The organism is Algivirga pacifica (genome assembly GCF_039543525.1).
Classification (GTDB): Bacteria; Bacteroidota; Bacteroidia; order Cytophagales; family Flammeovirgaceae; genus Algivirga; species Algivirga pacifica.
In genome coordinates this window covers 19,789-43,965 of sequence record NZ_BAABJX010000029.1, presented here as the reverse complement: position 1 = coordinate 43,965, position 24,177 = coordinate 19,789, and the positions used below count along the sequence as shown (strand labels likewise).

Annotated in this window: 21 protein-coding genes and 7 tRNA genes; 17 read left to right on the top strand and 11 right to left on the bottom strand. The window is 38.8% G+C overall.

The genetic code is table 11. The annotated features are described in order from the left end of the window. Positions 1–391: 391 nt before the first annotated feature. The gene (locus ABD985_RS09650; RefSeq protein ID WP_345371258.1) at positions 392–1,714 is read left to right on the top strand and encodes a M23 family metallopeptidase; all 1,323 of its coding nucleotides are present in this window, start codon (positions 392–394) and stop codon (positions 1,712–1,714) included. A gap of 166 nt (positions 1,715–1,880) precedes the next feature. On the opposite strand, the gene ABD985_RS09645 is transcribed toward ABD985_RS09650, so the two are convergent. The 4 genes from ABD985_RS09645 to ABD985_RS09630 form a co-directional block, all read right to left on the bottom strand. Further along, positions 1,881–3,278, bottom strand: coding sequence for a hypothetical protein (locus ABD985_RS09645; RefSeq protein WP_345371256.1), 1,398 nt, complete (start codon positions 3,276–3,278; stop codon positions 1,881–1,883). A 120-nt stretch (positions 3,279–3,398) separates the two neighbouring features. After that, positions 3,399–3,773 (bottom strand): 30S ribosome-binding factor RbfA, encoded by a 375-nt coding sequence (gene rbfA, locus ABD985_RS09640; protein WP_345371255.1) that lies wholly within the window; start codon positions 3,771–3,773, stop codon positions 3,399–3,401. A 41-nt stretch (positions 3,774–3,814) separates the two neighbouring features. Next, positions 3,815–4,939: a DUF3137 domain-containing protein gene (locus tag ABD985_RS09635; RefSeq protein ID WP_345371253.1), complete on the bottom strand. Its 1,125-nt coding sequence runs from the start codon at positions 4,937–4,939 to the stop codon at positions 3,815–3,817. Positions 4,940–5,479: 540 nt separating this feature from the next. Continuing rightward, positions 5,480–6,235 carry a tRNA pseudouridine synthase A gene (locus ABD985_RS09630; RefSeq protein ID WP_345371252.1) on the bottom strand — a complete coding sequence of 252 codons (756 nt, stop codon included), beginning with the start codon at positions 6,233–6,235 and terminating at the stop codon, positions 5,480–5,482. Positions 6,236–6,516: 281 nt separating this feature from the next. On the opposite strand from ABD985_RS09630, the gene ABD985_RS09625 reads away from it, so the two are divergent. The 7 genes from ABD985_RS09625 to ABD985_RS09595 all read left to right on the top strand — a co-directional run bounded on the left by ABD985_RS09625 (position 6,517) and on the right by ABD985_RS09595 (position 7,455). Beyond that, positions 6,517–6,602: transfer RNA gene (locus ABD985_RS09625), tRNA-Tyr, on the top strand. A 47-nt stretch (positions 6,603–6,649) separates the two neighbouring features. Further along, positions 6,650–6,722: transfer RNA gene (locus ABD985_RS09620), tRNA-Gly, on the top strand. 37 nt (positions 6,723–6,759) lie between these two features. Beyond that, positions 6,760–6,842: transfer RNA gene (locus ABD985_RS09615), tRNA-Tyr, on the top strand. A 102-nt stretch (positions 6,843–6,944) separates the two neighbouring features. Beyond that, positions 6,945–7,017, top strand: a tRNA-Gly gene (locus tag ABD985_RS09610). A gap of 33 nt (positions 7,018–7,050) precedes the next feature. Continuing rightward, positions 7,051–7,133 (top strand) — tRNA-Tyr (locus ABD985_RS09605). Positions 7,134–7,197: 64 nt separating this feature from the next. Then, positions 7,198–7,280: transfer RNA gene (locus tag ABD985_RS09600), tRNA-Tyr, on the top strand. 102 nt (positions 7,281–7,382) lie between these two features. Continuing rightward, positions 7,383–7,455: transfer RNA gene (locus tag ABD985_RS09595), tRNA-Gly, on the top strand. Between the two features lie 227 nt (positions 7,456–7,682). On the opposite strand, the gene ABD985_RS09590 is transcribed toward ABD985_RS09595, so the two are convergent. After that, positions 7,683–7,988 carry a DUF3817 domain-containing protein gene (locus ABD985_RS09590; RefSeq protein ID WP_345371250.1) on the bottom strand — a complete coding sequence of 102 codons (306 nt, stop codon included), beginning with the start codon at positions 7,986–7,988 and terminating at the stop codon, positions 7,683–7,685. 323 nt (positions 7,989–8,311) lie between these two features. Between ABD985_RS09590 and ABD985_RS09585 the strand changes: the two genes are divergently transcribed. Genes ABD985_RS09585 through ABD985_RS09575 form a run of 3 tightly spaced genes read left to right on the top strand, consistent with a single transcriptional unit; the run spans position 8,312 to position 11,467 of the window. Then, the gene (locus ABD985_RS09585) at positions 8,312–8,731 is read left to right on the top strand and encodes a sugar 3,4-ketoisomerase (RefSeq protein WP_345371248.1); all 420 of its coding nucleotides are present in this window, start codon (positions 8,312–8,314) and stop codon (positions 8,729–8,731) included. 4 nt (positions 8,732–8,735) lie between these two features. After that, positions 8,736–9,836: a DegT/DnrJ/EryC1/StrS family aminotransferase gene (locus ABD985_RS09580; RefSeq protein ID WP_345371246.1), complete on the top strand. Its 1,101-nt coding sequence runs from the start codon at positions 8,736–8,738 to the stop codon at positions 9,834–9,836. Positions 9,837–9,862: 26 nt separating this feature from the next. Continuing rightward, positions 9,863–11,467 carry a DUF8201 family protein gene (locus ABD985_RS09575; RefSeq protein WP_345371245.1) on the top strand — a complete coding sequence of 535 codons (1,605 nt, stop codon included), beginning with the start codon at positions 9,863–9,865 and terminating at the stop codon, positions 11,465–11,467. Positions 11,468–11,486: 19 nt separating this feature from the next. Here ABD985_RS09575 and ABD985_RS09570 read toward each other — a convergent pair whose 3' ends face one another. The 3 genes from ABD985_RS09570 to ABD985_RS09560 form a co-directional block, all read right to left on the bottom strand. Next, entirely contained in the window at positions 11,487–12,467 is a 981-nt protein-coding gene (locus ABD985_RS09570) for a hypothetical protein (protein ID WP_345371243.1), read from the bottom strand. 40 nt (positions 12,468–12,507) lie between these two features. Further along, the gene (locus ABD985_RS09565; protein ID WP_345371242.1) at positions 12,508–13,647 is read right to left on the bottom strand and encodes a hypothetical protein; all 1,140 of its coding nucleotides are present in this window, start codon (positions 13,645–13,647) and stop codon (positions 12,508–12,510) included. 113 nt (positions 13,648–13,760) lie between these two features. After that, the gene (locus tag ABD985_RS09560) at positions 13,761–14,126 is read right to left on the bottom strand and encodes a hypothetical protein (protein WP_345371240.1); all 366 of its coding nucleotides are present in this window, start codon (positions 14,124–14,126) and stop codon (positions 13,761–13,763) included. A 436-nt stretch (positions 14,127–14,562) separates the two neighbouring features. Here ABD985_RS09560 and ABD985_RS09555 point away from each other — a divergent pair, with 436 nt between their 5' ends. From ABD985_RS09555 to ABD985_RS09530, 6 genes are all read left to right on the top strand, one after another. Continuing rightward, entirely contained in the window at positions 14,563–15,912 is a 1,350-nt protein-coding gene (locus tag ABD985_RS09555; RefSeq protein ID WP_345371238.1) for a Na(+)-translocating NADH-quinone reductase subunit A, read from the top strand. Positions 15,913–15,963: 51 nt separating this feature from the next. Then, positions 15,964–17,145, top strand: a complete 1,182-nt coding sequence (locus ABD985_RS09550; protein ID WP_345371236.1) for an NADH:ubiquinone reductase (Na(+)-transporting) subunit B — start codon at positions 15,964–15,966, stop codon at positions 17,143–17,145. Beyond that, on the top strand, positions 17,132–17,863 hold the full coding sequence (gene nqrC / locus ABD985_RS09545) for an NADH:ubiquinone reductase (Na(+)-transporting) subunit C (protein WP_345371234.1): 732 nt from the start codon (positions 17,132–17,134) through the stop codon (positions 17,861–17,863). The genes ABD985_RS09550 and nqrC overlap by 14 nt, the downstream gene beginning before the upstream one ends. 64 nt (positions 17,864–17,927) lie before the next feature. Further along, a complete protein-coding gene (locus ABD985_RS09540) occupies positions 17,928–18,575 on the top strand; it encodes an NADH:ubiquinone reductase (Na(+)-transporting) subunit D (protein ID WP_345371232.1) in 648 nt (215 codons plus the stop codon). Positions 18,576–18,598: 23 nt separating this feature from the next. Beyond that, the gene (gene nqrE / locus ABD985_RS09535; RefSeq protein ID WP_345371230.1) at positions 18,599–19,213 is read left to right on the top strand and encodes an NADH:ubiquinone reductase (Na(+)-transporting) subunit E; all 615 of its coding nucleotides are present in this window, start codon (positions 18,599–18,601) and stop codon (positions 19,211–19,213) included. A 201-nt stretch (positions 19,214–19,414) separates the two neighbouring features. Continuing rightward, a complete protein-coding gene (locus ABD985_RS09530; protein WP_345371228.1) occupies positions 19,415–20,509 on the top strand; it encodes a Gfo/Idh/MocA family protein in 1,095 nt (364 codons plus the stop codon). Positions 20,510–20,645: 136 nt separating this feature from the next. Here ABD985_RS09530 and ABD985_RS09525 read toward each other — a convergent pair whose 3' ends face one another. The 3 genes from ABD985_RS09525 to ABD985_RS09515 are packed head-to-tail and all read right to left on the bottom strand — an operon-like array spanning position 20,646 to position 24,136. Beyond that, entirely contained in the window at positions 20,646–21,812 is a 1,167-nt protein-coding gene (locus ABD985_RS09525) for a nucleotidyltransferase family protein (RefSeq protein ID WP_345371227.1), read from the bottom strand. Next, entirely contained in the window at positions 21,784–23,460 is a 1,677-nt protein-coding gene (locus ABD985_RS09520) for an ABC transporter ATP-binding protein (protein WP_345371226.1), read from the bottom strand. Before ABD985_RS09520 ends, ABD985_RS09525 begins: the two co-directional genes overlap by 29 nt. Continuing rightward, positions 23,447–24,136 carry a glycosyltransferase family 2 protein gene (locus tag ABD985_RS09515; protein ID WP_345371225.1) on the bottom strand — a complete coding sequence of 230 codons (690 nt, stop codon included), beginning with the start codon at positions 24,134–24,136 and terminating at the stop codon, positions 23,447–23,449. Before ABD985_RS09515 ends, ABD985_RS09520 begins: the two co-directional genes overlap by 14 nt. Positions 24,137–24,177 lie beyond the last annotated feature (41 nt).

Genomic DNA, 24,177 nt, shown 5'->3' with positions numbered 1-24,177 from the left:
AATTGCATTATAATAATATCACTATAGGGGTTGTATTCATGAGTTATAGTATTATTTAAAGTGCAATGTGTTATTTGTAAGGGCTTGGTTAAATAGATAATTGATTGAACTTATTATTATTAACCTTTGTTGGTTCACAAGATGTTGTTTATTTATTATAATATCTTTATTCCGTACTATATAAGGCTTACATAAAAACGATAAGCCAGATGCCGACTTCATGGCAGATTTAATTTCAATGCTATAAAAAAAGAGAGTGAGGGATATTTCATAAGGCCTTTTGATAGGCAGGGGTAAAATAGTATGTTTGAGATTATTAGAATTGTAGACAAAAGCTAACAAATAACAATCCATATCAACTAAAGATATGGGTCTAATGTCCTAGAGTAATATGCAGCAGAAAAAAATAGTCCTGATCATACCAATATTGGTGGTGTTATTGATTATTGGGTGGATAAGTATGGGCGTAAACCGTCCTGACTTACAATTTGTAGAAGAAGTAGAGGAGGCTAGCCTGAAAATAGAGGAGTATGTGCCAGATTCGGCTTATGGAATTCCTGTCGATAGTCTGGAAATATTGGAGGGGGTAGTGCAAAAGAATGAAACGTTGGCCGATCTTCTGTTGCCTTATCAAGTGGCATTCTCTACCATTCATCAATTAGAGAAATTATCCAAGGATGTTTACAATACTAGATATATTAAGGCAGGACGTCCTTATACAATATTGACCTTAGGGGACTCTCTTCAAACGGCTCAATATTTCATTTACCATAAAAACCCTAAAGAGTATGTGGTGTATGGCATGAAGGACTCTCTTCAAGTTTATGAGGGCAAAAGAGAGGTAGTCTTGGAAGAGAAAGTAGTAACAGGAGAAATTAAGTCTTCTCTTTATAATGCAATCCTAAAAAATGGAGGGGGTTCTCAAGCTTTGGTAAATCGCTTGGAGAATGTATTTGCATGGCAAATTGACTTCTTCCATATCCAAAAGGGAGATCGCTTCAAGGTGATTTATGAAGTAGAGAAAATAGAAGGCAAGGAAGTAGGACTTGGGCGTATAAAAGCGGCAGTATTTGAACACAATGAAGAAACATTTTATGCGTTTCTATACGAGCATCACGGTGGGCAGCCAGAATACTATGATGATGAAGGCAATAGTTTGCGTAAAGCTTTCCTAAAGGCTCCTTTGAACTTTTCCCGTATCAGTAGCCGATTTAGTAGAAGAAGATTTCATCCCGTGCAAAAACGTTTCAAGGCACACCTAGGAACAGACTATGCAGCACCAAGGGGAACACCAATTTATGCAGTGGGAGACGGAACTGTAGTCGCTAAGGGATATACCCGTGGCAATGGAAACTATGTAAAAGTAAAGCATAATGGAGTGTATACTACTCAGTACCTGCACATGTCAAAGTTTAAGTCAGGATTGAGAAAAGGACAGTTTGTCAAGCAGGGACAGGTGATTGGCTATGTAGGAAGTACAGGATTGGCCACGGGGCCTCACCTATGTTTCCGTTTCTGGAAAAATGGCCGACAAGTGGATTGGTTGAGGGAAAAGCTACCAGCATCAGACCCTATAGAGGGAATATATCGGGAAGAATATGAAAAGCATATGGTCGTGATGAAGAAGCAGTTGGATGATCTATTGTACGAGGATGATTATTCTGATGAGCTAGAACCTTTAGCAAAAGGAAACGACATTAAGGACGAACAATGATAAATAATCGACATACTACTAACCAGCTTTGTTGAATCGTTGAATCGTTGAATTTCACCTTCGGTAAGTTGATTCGAGTTGAACTGTTGATTGATATATATACTCTTACAACATATCAACTCGAATCAACGAGCGAAGCTTAATTCAACGAATCAACGATTCAACTTTATTTAATCAAATGGTACTGATTTGGATAGGTTTTATCCCTCTCGTAACGATTTCCGAGTTCAGGAATTAATTTAAATAACTTTGGTGCCATATTCTTGTGATCTAAGATAACCTCAGGCTCATGAGCTTTCAGTTCTTCGTAAATGTCGCTAATGATGGCGTAGTTATTTAATTTGTTAAAATGCTTTTCGGAGATATTCCAGTGAAAATAACGTGTCGCTAAGGTGTTGCCTTGATAGTCATCCATATGTTCACCTAAAACAAGTATTCGCTTGTTTTGAACTGAAGCCCCTTTTGAGAAATACTGACTGTAGTCTAGCTTTCTAAGTTTTGGTATAAACTGGTAGTAGTGCACGTACATTCCTCCAATGGTGGCAACGAGCATGATAGTAAAAGAAAGCTCCCGGAAGAATTTTTTCTTTTGAAGTAAAAGATAATGCCCCACGAAGAAACTTAATGGAGGAACGAATAGGATTAACTGATAAGGAGTGAGTTGATCAGTAAAGAATAAGTTTAGGGTGGCTGTAATAGCCCATATAATCAAAATTTGTTGACAACTTACCTGAAAGTTGACAAAACGAAAATCCGTAAGTGTCCTAAGTATAGTAAGGATTAACAAGACCGCTGGAATAATCCCTATTTGCAAAAGATCTCCGTAAGAAAAATATTCATGTGTAGGGAAGGTAAAATAGGTATAGACATACATTTCTAAAAACCCTTGCAGTGAGTCATTGAAAAATGCATATAACAAGTAGATTGCTATAACAAAGAAAAATCCATACACACTAATAAATAGCTTTCGAATGGATGAAATTCTAAATACAGCCAAGCTGAAAAGGAACATTCCCAGAAACAGAATACTTGGAATATAAATAAGGGCGGCTATTCCAGAGTAAAATCCAATATTAAAGACCTCTTTATCAAGACTTCGGTTATCCAATCGAATAACAATACGCAAGGCCGATAGTAAAAAGCTTAAGGCAATTAATGGTGGTGAAAGTGTAAAAAAGTCAAAACTCAAGCTCATAAAGACACAATACAACATCGCTGGTAAGTAGGTCTTTTGATTATAGACCTCATTTCGCAGCATATTGACATTGAATATATATGCTTGATGCATGACAAATAGAATGGCTAAAATTTGATAAGTCAATTGTGACTTTCCGAAAATCAAGTCTACTAACCAATAAATTCCTGCAGCAAGAGGCCCTGTGTTATCCCAAACCTCAGAGTACATGTTTTTGCCCATAGCAAGAGCTTCCCCTATAGTGAACCAAGAAATTTCTGTCAGTGTCTCTGTGGTGCCATTGATCATAAATGGAAGACGGATGGCGATCAATATCAAGAAGGCGACAATCAGTCGGAAGGGATCATTGATCCTAAAAAAATCAACCATAAAAAAGGTAAAAGGTAATAGGTAAAAGGTATAAAGTAACAGGCAATAGGTGAAAAGTAATAGGCAAAGGGTAATAGGTAACAGCTAAGCTTTTACCTATTACCTTATACCTTTTACTTTCTACTCCTCCTCGTCTTTCTTATCCTCTGGAATATCCAGGTCTTCAAAGATCTTATCGATACGCGCTGCCTTTTCTTCGGTATCGTCAATATAGAAGTTTAGCTCAGGAATGATTCTGGCTTGATGACGAATACGTTGGGCAAGTAGGTTACGGATTTGTTTTCCATGTTCCTTGACCATCTCCAAAGAGGCTTCTTTGTCCTTAGACATTAGGAAACTCAAGTAAACTTTCGCCAGTCCTAAGTCTGGAGAAACAGTAACATCAGTTACGGTAATAAAGGCGCCACCAAAAAGCTTGTTAGCATTCTGTTGAAAGATTTCACCTAAATCTTTTTGGATGAGTCTCGAAAATTTTTGCTGTCTTTTACTATCCATGATATGTTGGTTTGCATTACTTTTTAAGAAGAGCTACCTACTTAATCTTCATCAAATTGTGGAAAATGATTATCATAGCGGCCTTCGGACACTTCTTCTTCTATGACTGCATCATCTTCTGCATCCATGTAGTCCTCCAACAAGACGTCGGATTCGTTTCTTGTTGGCAGTTCCAGTTCATCGATATTTAAGTCTTCAATAATACTAAAGATATACAGTAGCTCATTGTAGAAGTTTTCGACAAAACGATGATTGTACAAAGGTCTTGCCGTGTTGACTTGGAATAGCTCTTTTCGCAAATCTACGGCAACATATATTTTATTACTAACAATAGAACAATAAACAGGTGTATTACTTCTCTTTTTCAGAGTAAGCATTTTTTCCATGAGTTCTTCTGTGAGTAATTCTTCCCCTTCCAGTTCGTGGTCTGCATAAACCACATAGTTCTGTTTGAACTCATAATTTTGTGGGTGAATGTACTTTCCCCGGATCAGGTTATTCTCCTGAATGATACGTCCCGCATGTCCCAAGGTCTTTTGTAAAGTATCAGGAAGGATAAACATACGTCCCTTAATGGACTTTGGATACTCTGCTGCTAGAAAAATACCATGAAATAGGGTTTCCCATTGCTCTTTCCGCTCAAAAGTAGCAAGGAAACGCTCCAGTATATTTCGCTCTTTCCGCTCGATCACCTTCAGATTATTCTGAACAATGATTTCAGATAATTGCAATGGAATGCCGTCAATGGTACCGACAATTAAATCATCTCCTTCGTACTTATCAGGAATCATAGGAAACAAAAAGCTGGCTTTCCAGGTGTCGTAAGGGACAAATTGCGTGTGGGTATATTGTAAAGAAGGATCCATGAAATGGAGCATTTCTTCTACAACTACTTTTTTGTAAGTATCCGAAATATCCGGATTATAATAATGCTTCATATAGAGCCAAAACCCTACAGAAGGGGCTGTCAATACCATGAATGCAATGGTATAGCTATGTAGAAGTCCCATATGTACCATGATCCAGGTCAAAAAGACAGCAAGAATGGATAGTCCCCCAACTTCAATACGCTTATTGTGCATGTCTTTACGACTCTCTTCTAGTTCTTGCAGCTCGTCGTAGACATGCTCGCTGAAGTGGCGCTTAAATTCCTCCAGTGTTCTCATGGGTAGAAAGAGTAACAATAGGAAGCAAACTTCTTCCTAGATAGTTTCCGTGATGATTTTGATTCCACACTATAATTAGGGTTTATCGGTTACCGCTTATCGTTTATTAAGTAGTAACGGATAAACTACAAGTCACGTAAGCTAATTTTACCTACTATAGTAGCGGAGATGTGTGAATGATTAAAATTCAAAATTTGTGTTAATGTAAGGAATATACGTGAACCTTTGCAACTATAGTATCCTGTACGGGTGCAATTATTAAGTTTGAATAAATAACCGTCATACTACCTGAATGGCTTTGTTGAGGCGGCTAGCACCGCTGGTTGAGTGGCAGTACGTGCCGTTGAGTAGCCCTCCGGGCTGTTGAGAAAGAGCAGTAGTGTAAAACCTCAACGAAGCGAAGCTTTACTCAACGGCACGCAGTGCCACTCAACCAGCGGCGCTAGCCGCCTCAACTGTCGGTTGTTTATTCAGCATTAATTATCGCACTCCAAGAAAGAGGTGAGAAACAACTAAACAGCATGAACGAGCAAAGCTCAATTAAACATTATGAACAAAAATTTCTTCAGGGTAAATCACCTCATTAAGGTATAAGCCATGACCAGGCACTAAATATCGGGCAGCTGCCTTTCGATTACCGGTCTCCAAGGTTTGTATAAATTGTTCTTGGGTCATTTTACCTAATCCAACCTGTAGTAAATTTCCTGTCATAATACGAACCATTCCTCTCAAAAAGCGATTGGCTTTTACATGAAAAAAGAGTTTATCACCTTTTTGCTCCCAATAGGCTCCCATGATATCGCAGTTATGAGTGTATACTTCAGAATGAAGCTTACTGAATGCCGTATAATCAATATGATTTAGTAATAAGGCTGACGTTTCATTCAGTGTTTTTAGATCAGGTGTCCATGGTAAGAAATGTTCGAGTCCTTGTGCAAAAGGATCTTTCCTTAAGGTGATCTTATAAACGTAGGCACGACTGATAGCATCAAATCGGGCATGCGCTTCTGCTGTCACTGCGTATAGGTTACGAATAAGGATGTCTTTAGGTAAGAAAGCGTTAGCTTTGTGTAAAAACTGTTTACTATCTAATGTTCCTTCGTAGTCAAAATGGGCATATTGTTGGAAGCAATGGACGCCAGAGTCTGTTCTGCCACTTCCGGTTACCTGAATGGGTGTTCTGAGTAGCTTACTGAATACATCATTGATCACTTCTTGTACAGTAATGGCATTTGGTTGTACTTGCCAACCATGATAGGCTTTACCATGATAGGCGACTTCGGCAAAATATCGCATAGAATTGTATTTTTAGTGCAAAGGTAGAAGGTTAGAAGTAAAAGGTAAAAGGTAAAAGATAAAAAGTACCCCTTGTGGTTGCTCAATGAACCCATACGGGTGCGATTCATTACGCCCCTACAAAAAAAAATGATTTTTTTTAATTATTTCAAGGTGTTGTAAATCTGTTTTTTAAGGTCTTTTAGGGTTATTCATTGAACTTTTGTTGAAAAAATAATTTTGCAGATTTAAAAAACTCCTTTACATTTGCACTCGCAATCAAACAAAAAGCAACGTTTGATGGAGGGATACCAAAGTGGCCAACTGGGGCGGACTGTAACTCCGCTGACTTATGTCTTCGTAGGTTCGAATCCTACTCCCTCCACCAGAAGCCTTAGCAAGAAGTGCTAAGTGTTTAAAAGAGCAAAATTAGAAGCGGGCGTAGCTCAGTTGGTAGAGCGGCAGCCTTCCAAGCTGCAGGTCGCGGGTTCGAGCCTCGTCGCCCGCTCTTTTAAAATATTGAAATTACCAGAATGTGTAATTCTGGAGGGATACCAAAGTGGCCAACTGGGGCGGACTGTAACTCCGCTGACTTATGTCTTCGTAGGTTCGAATCCTACTCCCTCCACAGCATGGGCGAACCTTGTGGTCGCTCCGAAAAATACCAACAGCATCCTTGAGGGTGCAAAAAAAAAGCTTATTTGGGTACCCACAAGGGGTACCCCTACAAGCGGGCGTAGCTCAGTTGGTAGAGCGGCAGCCTTCCAAGCTGCAGGTCGCGGGTTCGAGCCTCGTCGCCCGCTCTTTGAAATATTGAAATTGTCAGAATAATACCTGGAGGGATACCAAAGTGGCCAACTGGGGCGGACTGTAACTCCGCTGACTTATGTCTTCGTAGGTTCGAATCCTACTCCCTCCACTTCTTTTTTTTAAAAAGTGGTAGGGTATAAAATTCTGATTAATTAATGATCTAATAGATCTTTGGAGGGATACCAAAGTGGCCAACTGGGGCGGACTGTAACTCCGCTGACTTATGTCTTCGTAGGTTCGAATCCTACTCCCTCCACAGCATGGGCGACCCTTGTGGTCGCCTCGTAAGGCATCAACAGCATCTTTGGTGCAAAAAAAAAAAAGCTTAGTTGTGTGACCGCAAGGGTCGCCGCTACAAGCGGGCGTAGCTCAGTTGGTAGAGCGGCAGCCTTCCAAGCTGCAGGTCGCGGGTTCGAGCCTCGTCGCCCGCTCAAAACCTACTCAGAAATGAGTAGGTTTTTTTTTGTTCAAAATGTTTAGGTGAGCTTCGCTCGTTCATACCGCTACACGGCGTATGTTAGTTGAGTGTTGAAGCAGTTTATACTGCTTGTCAAATGCATTCAACTCACCGAAGGTGAAGTTTAAGAATTCAACTAACATACGCCGTGTAGCGGTATGAACGAGCGAAGCTCAATTAAACATCATGAACAAAAGGTGCTTAGCTGTTCTGTGGTTTTAAGTACTTATGATCAAACCAGAAAGTACCAAAAGGAATTACAGAAGCTGCTAATCCCCATAGGGTTTGTCCCATTGACCATTTGTCAACCCATGTTCGTTGAAGGACCATGATGACGTAAAGGATGAAAAGCACACCGTGTATCATGCCTACCACTTTATTTGCTTCAGGATAGTCAAACCAGTATTTGAGTGGCATAGTAATAAATAAGATAACCAGAAAAGAAACCCCTTCTGCAAAGGTCAATAATCTAAATCGCCCAAGTGGCGTAGCGATGGATTGAAGCATAAGCTGTTAGTTTTATTATTTTTTAAAGACTGATTGTTAACTTATTAAGGAGCAAAGGTAGAGAATTTGCAAGGGATTTGTAGTATCAGTAGATGGAATAGTATGGCAGTTAGTATATATTCGGTTATCGGTTATCGGTTATCGGTTATCGGTTATCGGTTATCAGGGTACTTAGGTCTTTTCTTTAAACGGTAATAGGGTTAGCTTTAAATGTTATATAGTATCTTCGTTAAGATGGAAGCTGTCGCATGATATCTGTTTATTGTTTATAAGCGATAAATATTTCTCAATGACAGGAAGTACCTCTCAATTTTTCAATATCCATGAAGTATCCTGCACCTTATTTGATAGACTTTCCTTGTATAGGAGAAGCTAGTATTGGCTTTATTTCCGTGGCGGAGTATGAGCAACAGATTCCTTTTAATATCCAAAGAGTATTTTGGACGTATGGAACTCCTGAACATGTGGTGAGGGGACAGCATGCACACTATGAGACCGAGGAAGTGGTTATCGCAGTAGCAGGAACAATAGAGGTAAGGACTGAGTCACCGGAGGGCGTGAAGGAACACTTTGTACTCAAGACTCCAGGTGTGGGCTTGTATCTACCACCTCATTATTGGAGGTCTTTGCATTATCATTATGGAAGCGTACAGGTAGTACTAGTTTCTACTCTGTATAAAGAGGAGGATTATATCCGTTCGTATGATAACTATGAGAAAGTTTATCGCCTGAAAAGTCAGTAAAACTATGCAATACGAAATACCATTTTTGGATTTTACAGAGATCAATAAGCGGATAGGGAAAGAATTGGAGGATACTTTTCATAGCTTTCTTTATGCAAATAATTATATCCTGGGGGACCAATTAGAATATTTTGAAAAAGAGTATGCCATGTATACTCAAGTTGCATACAGCATAGGAGTATCTAGTGGTTTAAGTGCCATAGAACTATCCTTGCGTGCATTAGGAATAGGCCCTGAAGATGAAGTGATTTTACCGGCATTTACTTTTATTGCGACAGCTTTGGCAGTTTCCCATGTGGGTGCAAAGCCTGTTTTTGTGGATGTGGAAGAGGAGTCTGGGTGCATTGATAGTACAAAGATTGAAGCAGTAATAACGACCAAAACTAAGGCTATTATTCCCGTACATCTATACGGTTTTGCTTGTGATATGGATGCGATTACGAGGATTGCCGAGGGACATGGTTTATATGTTATTGAGGACAATGCTCAGGCTCAAGGAGCAACTTGTAAGGGGAAAAGAACAGGAAGTATAGGCCATATTAATGCGACGAGTTTTTATCCCGTAAAGAACTTAGGGGCCTTGGGAGATGGAGGAGCAATCACAACCAATGATGATACACTGGCAGAAAAGGTCAAAAGCTTAAGAAACTATGGAAGCTCAGAGAAGTATAGGCATCAGGAAATAGGCTTCAATGCAAGGCTGGACGAGTTACAGGCTGCTTTTTTAAGGGTTAAACTAAAATATCTGGATCATTGGGGCCTGGAGCGTCAGCAACTTGCTAATATATATGATAAATATTTACCGGAGACTATTCATAAAGTAAGAAAGGGAAACGTAGCGGATGGAGTAAGTCACTTGTATGTGATAAGGCACAATGATCGGGATCATTTACAGGCCCATTTAAAGAGAGAAGGTATACAAACGCTTATTCATTACCCTATTCCTATTCATTTGCAGGAAGCGTATCATTTTTTAGGATATAAGAACGGTGATTTTCCCATTGCTGAACGACTTTCAAAAGAAGTGCTGAGTTTGCCCTTGTATCCTGGGTTGAGCGAGGATAAGATTCAGAGAGTTTGTGAAATTATTATAGCCCATCATTAAGGGGGCTATTTTTTAGATAAAAACATATGTTAGGATTATTGTTGGTAGGCTGTTTGATTGTCTTTAATTCATTGGGAATAAGTAAGTTATTATTTTTATTTCAGGGTAGGGGAATAAGAGAGTACCAGCTTGTGCCATTAGTGTTAGTAGGGAGCTTTTTTCAAATGTTCATATTATCAGTACTTCATTTTTTTACGCCTATAAGCTTTTTTACCCTGACGATCACTTCTATTCTTGCATCAGTGGGGTGGATTATGGGAAGGCAATCAGTCTTGATTAAGGTTAATACAGGAAGTCGATGGCAGCGAGTGCTATTACTGATGATGTTGTTTTACATATTGGTGACAGGAGCTCAGGAACCTTCTTGGATAGATAGTTATTTGTATCACGCACAGGTAGTACAGTGGTATAATCTCTATCCCGTTACTAAAGGAATCGCTAATTTATTTTGTGCCTATGGTTTGAATTCCTATTTCCATTTATTAGTTGCCAATTATACTTTTCGGTTTACAGGATTTAATATACCAGCAGCGGTAACCAGCTTTTATATACTGACATTTTCTTACTATTTCATTATGGAGTCAGGCAAATATAAGTATGGGGCGTTATTGATATTGTTATGGTATTTAGTTGCTTTTTGGGGATGGGAATCTTCAATCTCTCCCGATTTAGTTTTATGCGGAATTATTGTGGTGGGAATACTGGAGTACCAAAGAAAGGATAGGACTTTTGAGGGTGAGATCTTACTGATTGTATCTTGTGCAATAGCGCCTTTGATCAAGCAGTCTGGTTTTATTTATAGCTTTTTATTGATTCCTGTTTTAATTAATTCAAAGTATCATATAAGCCGAATGGTTTTTGTGATGATAGTTAGTGTTTGGTGTAGCTGGGGTATCAGGAACTTGTTCTTATCAGGTTATCTACTTTATCCATTGCCTTGGTTCGATTTGTTTGATTTTAAGCATAAAGTACCATTACCATTCATTACTCAGTGGTTGGAGGATATCACGTTTTTTGCAAGAAGGCCACTAGATGATAGTTGGCAATTAGTGATCGGGAAAAACTTTTTAGAATGGATGCCTACTTGGTTTCTGCTACATAGAAAAACAGATCAACTATTAATGCTTTTAACATTGGTGGGAATATTTATTGATGGGTTTTTAGTTTGGAAGCACAATGTATTTTTGGATAGGATGGTTTGGCTTTTAATTGTTGTGGCCATAGGCTTTTGTTTATGGCAAACGCCAACGATGCGTTTTTTGTATCCTTATTTATTCATTTTGTTGATAAGAAATGTTCATCATATGGCGACGATGATAAAGCTCCCAAGTCTACATACCCTACAATTAGGTACTGTAATATTATTAATAAGTGGGATGGGATATGTCCTTTTGACGAAAGGGATGGTGTGGGAATACCCTAAAGATTATAAAAAAGTGGAGCAGCAAATAAAATATCAAACCCCGGAAGGCATCACAGTTCTTGTAGAAGGTACTGATCGTTGTGGAGATATAGCAATTCCGTGTGTCTATCATTTGCAGCGTAAAGACTTACACTCATTTTCCGATGACTTAAAAGATGGCTTTTACATGCATGCAAAGCCTTGGAGTAATGATGATATAAAGCAATAGAATTAAGTATCCCTATTCACTAAGAATAAAGCACCTTTTTTTGAAGGATCAATTCATCTATCAACTTATTTTTTAACCACTTGATACCTTTGATCCACCAAGGGAGGTTATTGACATGCAATAAGGGAATTTGAACTTTTTTAGCTCCAAAATATTGAAAGAATTGATTAATGCTTTCAATATGACTGCCACAAAAGTCTAGAGTTTTATTAGTGTTAGCATATTTTTGGATGATATGGTCCATTAATAATGTAGTACACCCATATTTTAACCCTTCAGCTGTTGTGAAGCTGGTGTAAATATCAATTTTGTATTTCGAGACCATAAAGCTCATTCCCCCTATGATGTTTTTCTCTCTATCGATAGCGTAAAAACTTTCTAGTATCCCATGATAATAAGCAGCTTCAATTACATTCAATAGGTCTTTTCCCACATGATCTTGATACCCTTCATTCCGTTCAGCAATTAGCCGGGTGTATCCATCACAAATATGTCGATAGTTGTTGGTCTTTTGAATGGTGATTCCATTGTTAATAGATTTTCTTAATGCATCTTTTCGTCCTTTTGAGTAGACGCTTTTTAAGGTAGGGTAAGGTGAGTTTAAAGACAATATATGAGTGTTCATTGTACGTGTTGTACGGATAGGGTTAGCGTGATGGAAGAAATACTTTCCCACGTACTTTTGATCTTTCAAATAGTCAAAATAAGGCTGAAAATCTCTTGTACTGAATGACTTTTTGGTAGAAAAAACACCTAGCTGTTGACAAAATGGACTCTGAAAAATATGCTTAATTCCCCATGCGTAAGTTACCTGAAAAGGCATGACAGTTAAGTATTCATTTGTTTGCTCGTCAATTTCTACCAAGGCTTCCCATTCCATTCCAGCTGCATCCAAAAACCAAGATAACGCAAAATGTTGAGGATTTTGGGAGTTCATGATACAATTGTCCCATGATTTAGTATTCAGGCCTGTTCTTTTAACGTGTTGTAATGCATTCATTGCTTACGGTATTTTTTAAGGGACTTCATGAAGTATATCATTAACCATTCTTATATTTTTTCATAAGAAAAGTACTACCTCCTATACCTCCAAATACAGCCATAACGGGAATCACAGGTAGTATGAATCGCCCATCAACATCCGCAATCGTTAACATGACTGTTATACCCTGAAAGAGTATAAAACTTAGTCCTAAAAATTTGATAGGGGAAGGGATGCTTCTGTGAAGTATGCCATATATGCCTAGAAAGTACAGCGTACTTAAGGATGTAATGGAAAATAAATTGTTCCACACAGAAAAGTAAGGACGTATATTAAAGGTAAATAGTAGCAATTTGGAGAATGCTAGTTGTAATCCATATAAAGGATTATAAAGGTAGAAGAGTATAATCCGAATCAATGGACTATGACTTCCGGAGGGAATATATAGATCTGTAGGAGGTGTTATGATTAAGGATTCAAATTTGGGTTGATGTATTAAATGTCCTTGAGCGTACTCCATATCAATCATCTGAAATGTCGTAAGCATATAATTTACTAGTGTTAGTAGAGATATTCCAAGAATACATAGTAGGCTGATTGAAGACCAGGAAAGTTTAGGGTTTATCCTTGATATACCATAGGTGACTATCCCAATTAAAAGACCAATTCCTGTGGGGCGTAAGAAACAGGTGAAGAGACTTATCACAAGGGTGAGGTAAAGCTTAATGGTAGAAGGCTTGTAATGATAGGATATCCATAGGTAAAAACTGATGATAACGCTACTTATAAATAGAGATTCTGTGCTGATGATGAAATTCCAGATAAATAGCTTAAAACATCCAAGGTAAAAGAATGCGGTAATAAGACTCCCAGCATGGCTTTGAGTGATTAAATAGACTGTTTTCATTAAACTGAGCATCCCTAGTAGGGAGATGCATAACTGAATGCCAATGATCCAGTATTCAGCTAGCTGTAAGTAGCGAAATACAGATAGGAATAAACCATAGCTAAAATACCATTTGTAATGGGAGAGGTCAAAGTTCTCTAAGCCTAATATAGTGTCAGCCGTCAAGTAATAGTAAGTGGTATCAGGAACAGGGCGTACACCGAATTTGTAGTAATAAAAAAAGTGTATACTTAGCCAAAGTATACCAATCACTCCATAAAATAGAGATGTGATGTTTTTGGGGAATCTCATAGGTGATGCTCGAAGAGGTACTCGGAAGCGACTAGCTTATTAGGTATGAGGTACATTGAGTAGTTAGGGATTAGTCTACAGTATACTATAACCTAATCCCTAGCCCCCAAACCCTATATATAATGTACCTTCAACGCAATACTCTTGCTCTCAGGATTAAAAATTGGATCGATATTCAAAGTCTGTAGCTTTTCATTAAGCTCAACTTTCAATAATACTTGCCTTTTTAGTGTACTGTGCTTTAAGCGCACATAATTGTACTGATTAATCTCTACAAGCGTCTCTTGCGGATCGTGGTGTAGGGATTCAGCAATAGTGATCTCTCCTTTAAGCGCGTTCCATGTCACGATAAAGGCTTTTTCCAAAGGATTAGCATAAATTCTAACGAAGTGTAGATCGCTAATCTCCAATACATCGTCTCTATGCAAAATCTCATCCCAAATAGCTTTGATTTGAGTATCATTCATACTTCCTGTCATAGGTATAAGTTACTTTTTGGTTGATTCCTTCCTGTTGGCTCAAGCATGTAAGGTTGTATGCCAAAAGGAAAGTAAAGGTCTCAAGTATTCTCTGTTTCGTAGACTTTCTTGGCTTTGAGTTGGTGAAAGTGAAAAAAAATACCAGAAATAGTAAAAATTATATGATGATTTTCCTCACCAAAAGCAAGTCTATTAGTTTAACTGAATAATAAGGAGAATATTATGAAAAATCATGCTTTATCCCTAATTAATCACAATTATTTCTAATTTTTTTGATTTTATCAAAACCCTCCTCTTTAACAAACAGTTTGCCAGATAGATGAGAAAGTTAAAGAATATTGTTTTTTAAACATAAAATACTTGTTTCATCCTAAAATGTAATTTTGTAGATTTGCAGCAAATTTTTGGAGCGTTAAAACACTCATAATAATATCCAATGTCTGTAAATATTAAACTTAAGAAAGGTTTTGATATCAAACTGGAAGGGGCTGCGAACTTAAGCGTGGCTTCGGTTGATCAGCCAGAGACATTTGCCGTAAAGCCATCGAGTTTCGTGGGGTTCCAAAGACCTAAGATGCTGGTGAAAGAGGGAGATGTTGTCAAGGCAGGTGACCCTTTGTTCTTTGATAGAAAACAAGAAGGGGTAATGTACACAGCCCCAGTTAGTGGAGAAGTTGTAGCCATCAATAGAGGGGCACAGCGTAGATTGTTAGAAGTAGTTATCTTGAAAGATAAGGATATCGAATACAGGGAATTCCCTAAAGTATCGGTAGATAGCCTTATTAAAGAAGATGCTAAGAAAACAATGCTGGAGTCAGGTGCTTGGTTGGAACTAGTGCAAAGACCATTTGCCGTAGTTGCCAACATTGAGGCAGATCCTAGAGCGATCTTTATCTCAGCATTTGATACGCATCCGCTAGCTGCTGATACGAACTTTGTGTTGAAGGGACAAGAGCAGTATCTGCAGGCTGGTATTGAGGTGTTGAAGAAATTTACTTCTAACATCCATATCAACGTAGACAATAGCTCAAACATCATGGCTGGACTGAAAGGTGCAACCATCAACACGTTCGCAGGGATTCACCCAGCAGGTAACGTAGGGGTACAAATTCACCATGTAGACCCAATCCGTTCAGGAGAAGATGTTGTTTGGACATTGACACCACAAGGCTTGGCGATCATTGGTAAGTTGTTTACGGAAGGACGTTACGACACAAAGAAATTAGTAGCCATTGCTGGTTCTGAAGTTTCTAATCCAGAGTATATCGAAACATATGTAGGTGCTCGTTTGGACAAAGTATTGTCTAAGAAAGTATCAGGATCTAATGTTCGTGTGATCTCAGGAAACGTATTGACTGGTGAGGCAATCGCTAAAGACGGTTACTTGAATCACTATGACAACTTGGTTACGGTAATTCCAGAAGGAAACAAGCCTAGATTCTTCTTGTCTGATGGGTGGTTGGCACCGATCTTTAACCGTTTGAGCTTCCACAAAGCATTTGGATTGTTCGCAGGATCATCTAAAACATATAAGTTGGATACTTCTTTGAACGGTGAGGAGAGAGCATTTGTATTCTCTGGTCAGTTTGAGAAAGTATTGCCAATGGATATCTACCCTACTTATTTGCTGAAAGCGATCATGGCCAATGACTATGACGAAATGGAAGCATTGGGTATCTACGAGTTGGCAGAAGAAGATCTGGCACTTTGTGAGTTTATCGATGTATCAAAGCATGACGTTCAGGCAATCCTGAGACGTGGCTTGGATGAGTTGAGACTAGCTTAATAATAGGATTAAAGGAGTTCTTAAAGCTCTGGATTATAAATTTTTCCATAGATGAAATTCTTACACGATTTATTAGAAAAACAAAAGCCCATGTTCGAAAAGGGTGGTAAACTGGAGCAGTTTTACTACTTGTTCGAGGCAGGGGAAACGTTCTTGTTTACACCTTCTACGGTGACAAAAAGCAAAGGCGTTCAAGTGAGAGATGCAGTGGATTTAAAGCGTATGATGATGACCGTGGTGATCGCTTTGGTTCCTGCTTTGTTGTTCGGTATGTGGAACGTTGGAGAGATGCACTATCTTTCACTAGGAGAGGAAGCGTCTTTCATGGACAAGTTCCTTCACGGACTAATCATTACCATTCCAGTGGTATTGGTAGCATATACGGCCGGTGGTTTGGTTGAGGTTGCATTTGGTGTGATTCGTAAGCACCCGATCAACGAGGGATTCCTGGTAACAGGTATGTTGATTCCTTTGGTGATGCCTCCTACAATTCCATTGTGGCAGGTAGCATTGGCGACTGTATTTGCCGTTTTGATCGCAAAAGAGATCTTTGGTGGTACAGGTATGAACGTACTAAACATTGCCCTGACTGCTCGTGCATTCCTATACTTTACTTATCCTGGAGATATCTCTGGTGATACTGTATGGGTATCAGGTGCACCTGATTCTTTCTCTGGAGCAACATTCCTAGGCTTGGCGCAAGCCGCTTCTAACGGTGGTGTAGCAGTAACAGACTATATTGCAAGTGGTATTACGAACTTCGACTTCTCGGTAGAGAGCTTGGTAATCGGTACGATCCCAGGGTCAATTGGTGAGACTTCAGTAATTGCTATCGGAATTGGTGCAATCATCTTGTTGGTAACACGTGTAGCTAGCTTCAGAATCATGGCAGGTACTGTATTGGGTGCTATTGCTATGGGATTGGTAATGCAAGCGTTTGCGGCAAACACATATATGTCTCTACCGTTCTACTATCACCTAATTGCTGGTGGTTTCGCTTTCGGTGCAGTATTCATGGCTACTGACCCAGTTTCAGCAGCACATACAGGCGCTGGTAAGTGGATCTACGGGGTGTTGATCGGTATTATGACAGTGATCATCCGTGTATGGAACCCAGCATATCCTGAGGGAATCATGCTAGCGATTCTATTGATGAACGTGATGGCCCCACTTATTGATTACTATGTAGTGAATGCTAACAAAAAAAGAAGATTAAAACGTGCGACAGTCTAACGGATATATTATCGGGTTTGCCATAGCCATGACCGTGATTATGGGTGGTTTGTTGGCATTTATTTCAGAGTCATTGAAAGAAAGACAGCAGCGTGAGATCTTGCTTGATACTAAAAAGCAAATCTTGGGTGCTGTGGATATCACAGGAGATGACAAGGCCGCTTTGTCAAAACAATTTGACGAGCAAGTAGAAGCTGTAGTAGTAAACAGCAAAGGGGAAGAAGTAGCGTACGAAGGAGAGATTCTTAAGATCAACATTCAGAAAGAATGGAAGAAGAAAGATGATTCTCAGAAACTACTTCCAGTTTACAAAATGAAAGGTGAGGGCGGAAAAGCAACTGCCTATATCCTTCCAGTTTATGGTTATGGTCTTTGGAATACGATCTGGGGTTATGTAGCCTTGGAGGAAGATCTTAAGACGATCAAAGGGGTGGTATTTGATCACGCCGGTGAAACACCAGGTTTGGGTGCTCGTATCGCTGATGCGGACATTCAGGAGCGTTACGTTGGTAAGAAAATCTTTGAAGAAGGTGATCTAAAGCCAGTTGTAATGGTAAAAGGTGAGGGTAACCAAATCACTAGCGACTACAAAGTAGACGGTATGTCAGGTGCTACGCTTACGGCGGTAGGTCTAAACGACATGCTTGCAGACTACCTTGAGTTGTACAAGTCTTATATCAAAGACCTGAAAGGAACTTCTGCGGTATCCATGAACTAAGCGTCTGGAGTTCCCTAATTATAAATTGTTTATTTGTAAAACCTCTGAATAACTATACTTAATCATGAGTACAGAAACTGCAGAAGTGAAGAAATCAGAGGCGTTGCTATCAAAAAGAAGGAGAAATATTGTAAAAGATCCTTTTGATGATAACAACCCTGTCACCGTTCAGGTACTAGGTATCTGTTCTGCATTGGCGGTAACGGCGAAAATGGAGCCGACACTGGTAATGTCTATTTCAGTAATGTTCGTAGTAGTATTTGCGAACTTGATTATCTCTTTGTTGAGAAACGCAATTCCTCAGCGTATCCGTATCATCGTACAGCTAGGTGTTGTAGCGACGTTGGTAATTATCGTAAACGAGGTGTTGAAAGCATATCTTTATGATGTCTCCAAAGTAGTAGGGGTTTATGTAGGTTTGATCATTACCAACTGTATTGTAATGGGTCGTTTGGAGGCCTTCGCAATGGGTAATAAGCCTTATGACTCTATCTTGGATGGTTTCGGTTCAGCAATCGGTTATGCATGGGTGATCTTGGCAGTAGCTTTCTTCAGAGAGCTATTCGGTTCAGGAACCTTGTTTGGCTTTCAGGTATTGCCAGATGCATTCCCTAAAATGGGCTTGATGACTTCTCCAGTAGGTGCCTTCATTATCATTGGTTTGATCATTTGGGTACAGCGTTGGAGAAACGGCTATGTAGAATCAGAGTAATCACTTCCTAAACGCAATTAAAAATGGATTTAATAAATCTTGCAATAAAATCGATCTTTATCGAGAACATGATCTTTGCATACTTCCTGGGAATGTGTTCATACCTGGCCGTATCAAAGAAAGTGTCTACTGCAATGGGTCTTGGATTGGCGGTAGCCTTCGTCCTTACCCTTACTGTACCGATCAACTGGATGATCAATGAGTACATCTTGAAAGAAGGTGCACTAGCATGGATGGGACCATCTTTTGCTTCTATTGACCTATCTTTCCTACAGTTTATCATGTTTATCGCCGTAATTGCCTCTTTCGTGCAGTTGGTGGAGATGATCATCGAGAAGGTTTCCCCAGCCCTTTATGGTTCTTTGGGTATCTTCCTTCCATTGATCGCGGTAAACTGTTCTATCTTGGGTGCATCATTCTTTATGGTACCAAGAGAGTATACCAACATCGTTGAGCCTACCGTTTACGGTTTGTCTTCAGGTATTGGTTGGTTGCTAGCGATCATCGCTCTTGCAGCGATCCGTGAGCGTATGAAATACTCTAACGTACCTGCACCGTTGAAAGGTTTGGGAATCACGTTCATCATCACTGGTTTGATGGGCTTGGCATTCATGTCTTTCATGGGTATCTCTTTGTAATCAGATTGCTCTCTTGGAGAGTAGTTGAATATAGAAAGGCTTTCTTCTTCGGGAGAAAGCCTTTTTTATTGGAACATAAAATAAAACCTGTTAACACCTGTATATATAAGTAAGAGTTTTTTTATTGCATAACCCAAAAGCGATAAGTAGTAACTTTCAATTAGAGTTTGCAAAGTTGCTTCATTACTTTAATAAACGACTATGAATCATTTACAAACAACCCGCCGTAATTTTTTACGACAGGGAGGGACGTTGGCTGCTGGTATAATGTTACCTTCTTTTTTAAACCTTTCTTGTGCAGATCAGAAATCAAAAAAACTAGGAGTGGCTTTGGTAGGATTGGGCCGGTATAGTACCAATGAACTAGCCGTAGCTCTACAAGCTACTCAAAGCTGTTATTTGGCAGGGGTAGTCTCTGGTACTCCAGAAAAGCGAGACTTCTGGGCTGATCAATATAACCTAAAGCCAGAAAATATCTATGATTACGACAATTTTGATCGTATAGCTGATAATAAAGATATTGACATTGTGTATGTGGTCTTACCTAATAGCATGCATGCGGAGTTTGTGATTCGTGCTGCTCAGGCAGGAAAACATGTTATTTGTGAAAAGCCATTAGGAATTTCTTCTGCGGAATGTCTACAAATGATTAATGCCTGTAAGAAGCATGGCGTAAAGTTGTCAGTAGGATATCGTTTGCACTTTGACCCATATCACCAGTACTTGATGCAGTTATCCGATAAGGTTCAATACCTGGAGGCAAGTAATGGGTATACCTTGAAGGATCATTCAGAGTGGAGAATGGATAAGAGTTTAGCTGGGGGAGGGGCATTGATGAATATCGGTATATATTGTTTGCAAAGTGCCTGCTATGTGACCGGGAAAACACCTATCTCAGTGACTGCCCAAGCCACTAAGACCAGACCAGATCTTTTTAAGGATATCGAAGAAACCTTGAGTTTTCAACTACAATTCGATCGTGGGGTATCCACTAATTTTGTAACCAGTCACCAATTGCCTATGAATCGTTTGATGGCTATCTCTGAAGGTAGAGAATATACTTTATCACCAGCGTTTTCCTATCGTGGAATCGGAAAAAAATACGCATTTGAGCAGTATAAGGAGTTAAGTCAACAAGCTGCTCAAATGGATGACTTCGCTACGGTGATTCGAAAAAATAAAGTTTCTAGCGTATCAGGAGAGATGGGGCTAAGGGATTTACGAATTATTGAAGCAATATATGAGGCCGCAGACGCAAGGAAACCAATAAGTATTTCGGATAAGTTATATACTTAAGAATACAAACAATGTAGTCTAATGATTAAGTTTGTTTATAGCCTCTTACAGCAGAGTTTTTAGTGATTGGTGATTAGTATGGATATCTAGTAAAACGAATCACCAATCACCAATCAGGTATTTAATAATCACAGCACTAGCTTCGAGAAATAAACTTAGTATTGATCTTCTTTAGTATTAAAATAAGTAGTATGATATTGCTATCACAGTTCCAGGTATATTGATAATGTCGTTTTAGTAGACGTAGTCCTGCTATAGGATTATCGGTTAAATAAAAACTCAGGTAAGTAGCTCTTAAAAATTGAAATTTAGTGGCTAACCTAGTTTCCATCAGAGAGAAGAAATCTACCTTTTTTGTATTAGATAAATCCGTCAGAACCTGATTAGGGATGGTACAAAACCCTTTTTCGTTTAAATACTGTAATGCTTCAAAAAGAGGGCTTTTTAGCTTATTATCCTGTGCAAAACGATACACAGTGTCCCAATTTATATTCCCTGTTCTTAGGATATTGACAGCATCCGTCACCCAACGAATCGGGCGCATAGGATTTAGTTTAACGCCATGTACGATGATTAATATAAAATTTAAGGTATCGTTAAGGCACCTCATTTCTTTTGTAGGGTTTTCTACATATTGAAATATTTCTGCTTTACTCCAATTGACGTGAAAGACACTATGACTAAAACGCCAGTGTAGATCTAATTGAAAATTTCCTTTTACAAACGTCAAAGCATGTAAAACATGAGAAGCAGGAATTTTTCTATGATCTCTATGAGGAAGAAGGGGTTTCCATCCTGACTTTTCCAAAAGTGTAACAGTTTCCTCCCAATTCTCTTGTTTGATAACCATATCAATATCTGAGGTAGGACGGGCACCAAAATCTTGGTAATAACGAGTAATCAAAGGAAGGCCTTTAGTAAGGAAGTAATCAATATTAGCTTCGTTTAGCATTTGGGTGAAATCGGTACACTGTTTTCTGAGTAGTTGGTTCTTGTACCAAGTATGTTTGTAATACCCTTCAAATTGTTGGACGGCACGATGCTCCACTCCCAGTTGCTTGAAGTTCTTGTAGACTAAAGGGAGTAATTTTTTAGACCCCATTTCCAATGAGTCATAAATTGTCGGAAGAATATGTCCTCTAGGAATTTCTTCGACCTCAAAACCATGGAAGTCAAGCCATAAATTAAAATTCTCTAAGGCTTCTTCTTTATGTTGAGATAAACAGGCCTTCAAGAGCCATTCTTCTTCTTGGAAAGGTAATATTATTGAGGATCTAAAAAATGGTTTCAGTAAAGGGTTCATGTTCTTGAAGCGTTTTGTTAGAAAAAAGGAAACAATGATCTGCCAAAGGAATGACCGCAGGATCATGGCTTATAATAATAATGGTCATGTCTTTACATTGGCTTTTTAGGAAGGAAAGTAAGCAACCAATCGTTTCTTGATCTAAATGATTTGTAGGCTCGTCAAGGATCAATAGGGATGGATTATTGAGCAATGCCCTGGCGATCATTAGGCGTTGTTTTTGTCCTCCTGAAATACTATTGTTGATAGCACCAATTTCTGTATAAAGTCCATTGGGTAGTTCTGTAATCCATTCTTCGGCATTTACTATTTGCAATGCTTTTTTGATAGAGCTTTCTTTAATCTCTTTATTGAAAGTGAGGTTGTCATATATAGTGCCTTTGAATAAGGATTGATCCTGAAATACAACACCAATTTTTTGTCTATAGTGATCGATATCCAGAAAATGGATAGGTGTATCATTAATAAGTATACCTCCTTGATTTTGCTGAATAAGGTAGGTGATTAATTTAATGATCGTTGTTTTCCCGGAACCATTTTCACCAGTAAATAAATTGATTTTATTGGGCTTAATACTAAAGTTCACATGTTGAAGGACCTCCTGATTGCCGTAAGTAAAACTCACTTCATCAAATACAATATTCTCAATAGACGACAGACGTATATCACCACTTTTTTCCTGATGGTTAAGGGCAGAAATAATAAAATCATCTACACGTCGGAGCGCACTTAGTCCTTCAGAAATGTCAATGCTCTGGGTAATGAGTTGTGTAAAATATTTTCGGAGTATAAAGAGCATGAAGTAAAACGTCAATAACTCCTCCAAAAGAAGGTCCCCCTTGATCACCTGTATTCCGCCGATCAATAAGATGACTGTAACTATGACAGATTGTAAAGCTTCTTGTATCTGAGAAGTATATGTAAAGCCCATGACCATATTGACGCCAAGTTGACGAAGTGATGCCAAGTGTGATGTAATGGAACGAAAGGTAATCTCAGAGGTACCAGACATTTTAATCGATACATGTTGTTGGGCAACAAAGTCGGATTGCTCTCCCCATTGGAGTAATCCTTCATGATACTGAGATAAATGCTTATTTTTCTTCTTTTTGATAGGTTGAAGTGCAAGGAATAGTATAGGTAGTGTAATTATAAACAAAAAGGTAAGTAGTCTATTAAATATCACTAAAAGGCAAATAATGGTGATAGAGATAATGAAGGCAGGCATGATCTTCGTCAGAATAGTATTGAAGAGCCGATTCGTAGCCTCCGTGTCCATTAAAAGAATTTTTTGAACCATAGCAGGAGTATAAGTGTCAAAAAAGCTCGAGGAGGAGCCTAGCAATGCCAATATAGACTTTTCACGTAATAGCGCAACCTGCCTATTGGTAAAGTAAATACTTTGTCGTCGACTGTAGACTGCTAAGCTTGCTTGGATCAGAAAAATGGTAATGAGAAGAAAACCGTTTTGTGTCAAGCTTTCAATATTTCCTCCTGCTTGAATATCCTGAAGTAACTGTTGTAGTAAATAAGCGGTTGGGATAAAGCTAAGTGAGTGTATAGCGCTAGTGATTAGACCGATATATGCCTTTTTATCCCAAGGGAAAAGATATTGTTTTATCAGGGAAATTGGGCTATTTTTCTCCATTTTGTTCTCTTCGTCTTTCTAGGATCTGTTTTATTACGGAAGGTAGTTGTTGGTATTTTTTGGCCTCCTCTCCTAACATCATATTATTGCCGTGAATACGACGTTTGGCTAACACCTCTTCATGTACTATGGATGTTACCCCTAGATCTTTAGCCCTGCTGTACCACTCAATAAACTCTGAAGTATTCAGTCCTACTTGAAAGGGACCAATCTGCTTAAGCGCCGTTTTACTGGCAAGTAAGGTCGATCGATGATACCCGTTAAATATTTCTTCCCGACACAGGTATTTTCCTTTTAGTTCTGTTGCGATATCTTCTGATTCAAATTGCTGAATTTTGGAAAAGACCAAACCAGCTTTTGGATTCTTTCTGAGTATTTGAATCTGTTTTTCGAGCTTTTCTTTACTCCAGAGATCGTCAGCATCCAAAAAAGCAATATGTGTTCCTTTGGCTTGATTGACTCCAGTATTAAGTGCATCAGGTACACCGCATTTACGCATATTGATTAATTTAACTTGCTCAAAGCTTTTGACAATAGTAGCTGTTTGATCCGTAGACCCATCATTAACTACAATGATTTCAGTAGGCTGTAGCGTTTGGGAGATAACACTGTTTAGTGCTTTACCTATGTATTTTTCTCCATTGTATACAGGAATGATAACAGATATTTTTTCCATTTGATTAAGGTGTTTGATGTAGTACCGACTTTCAGAGATAT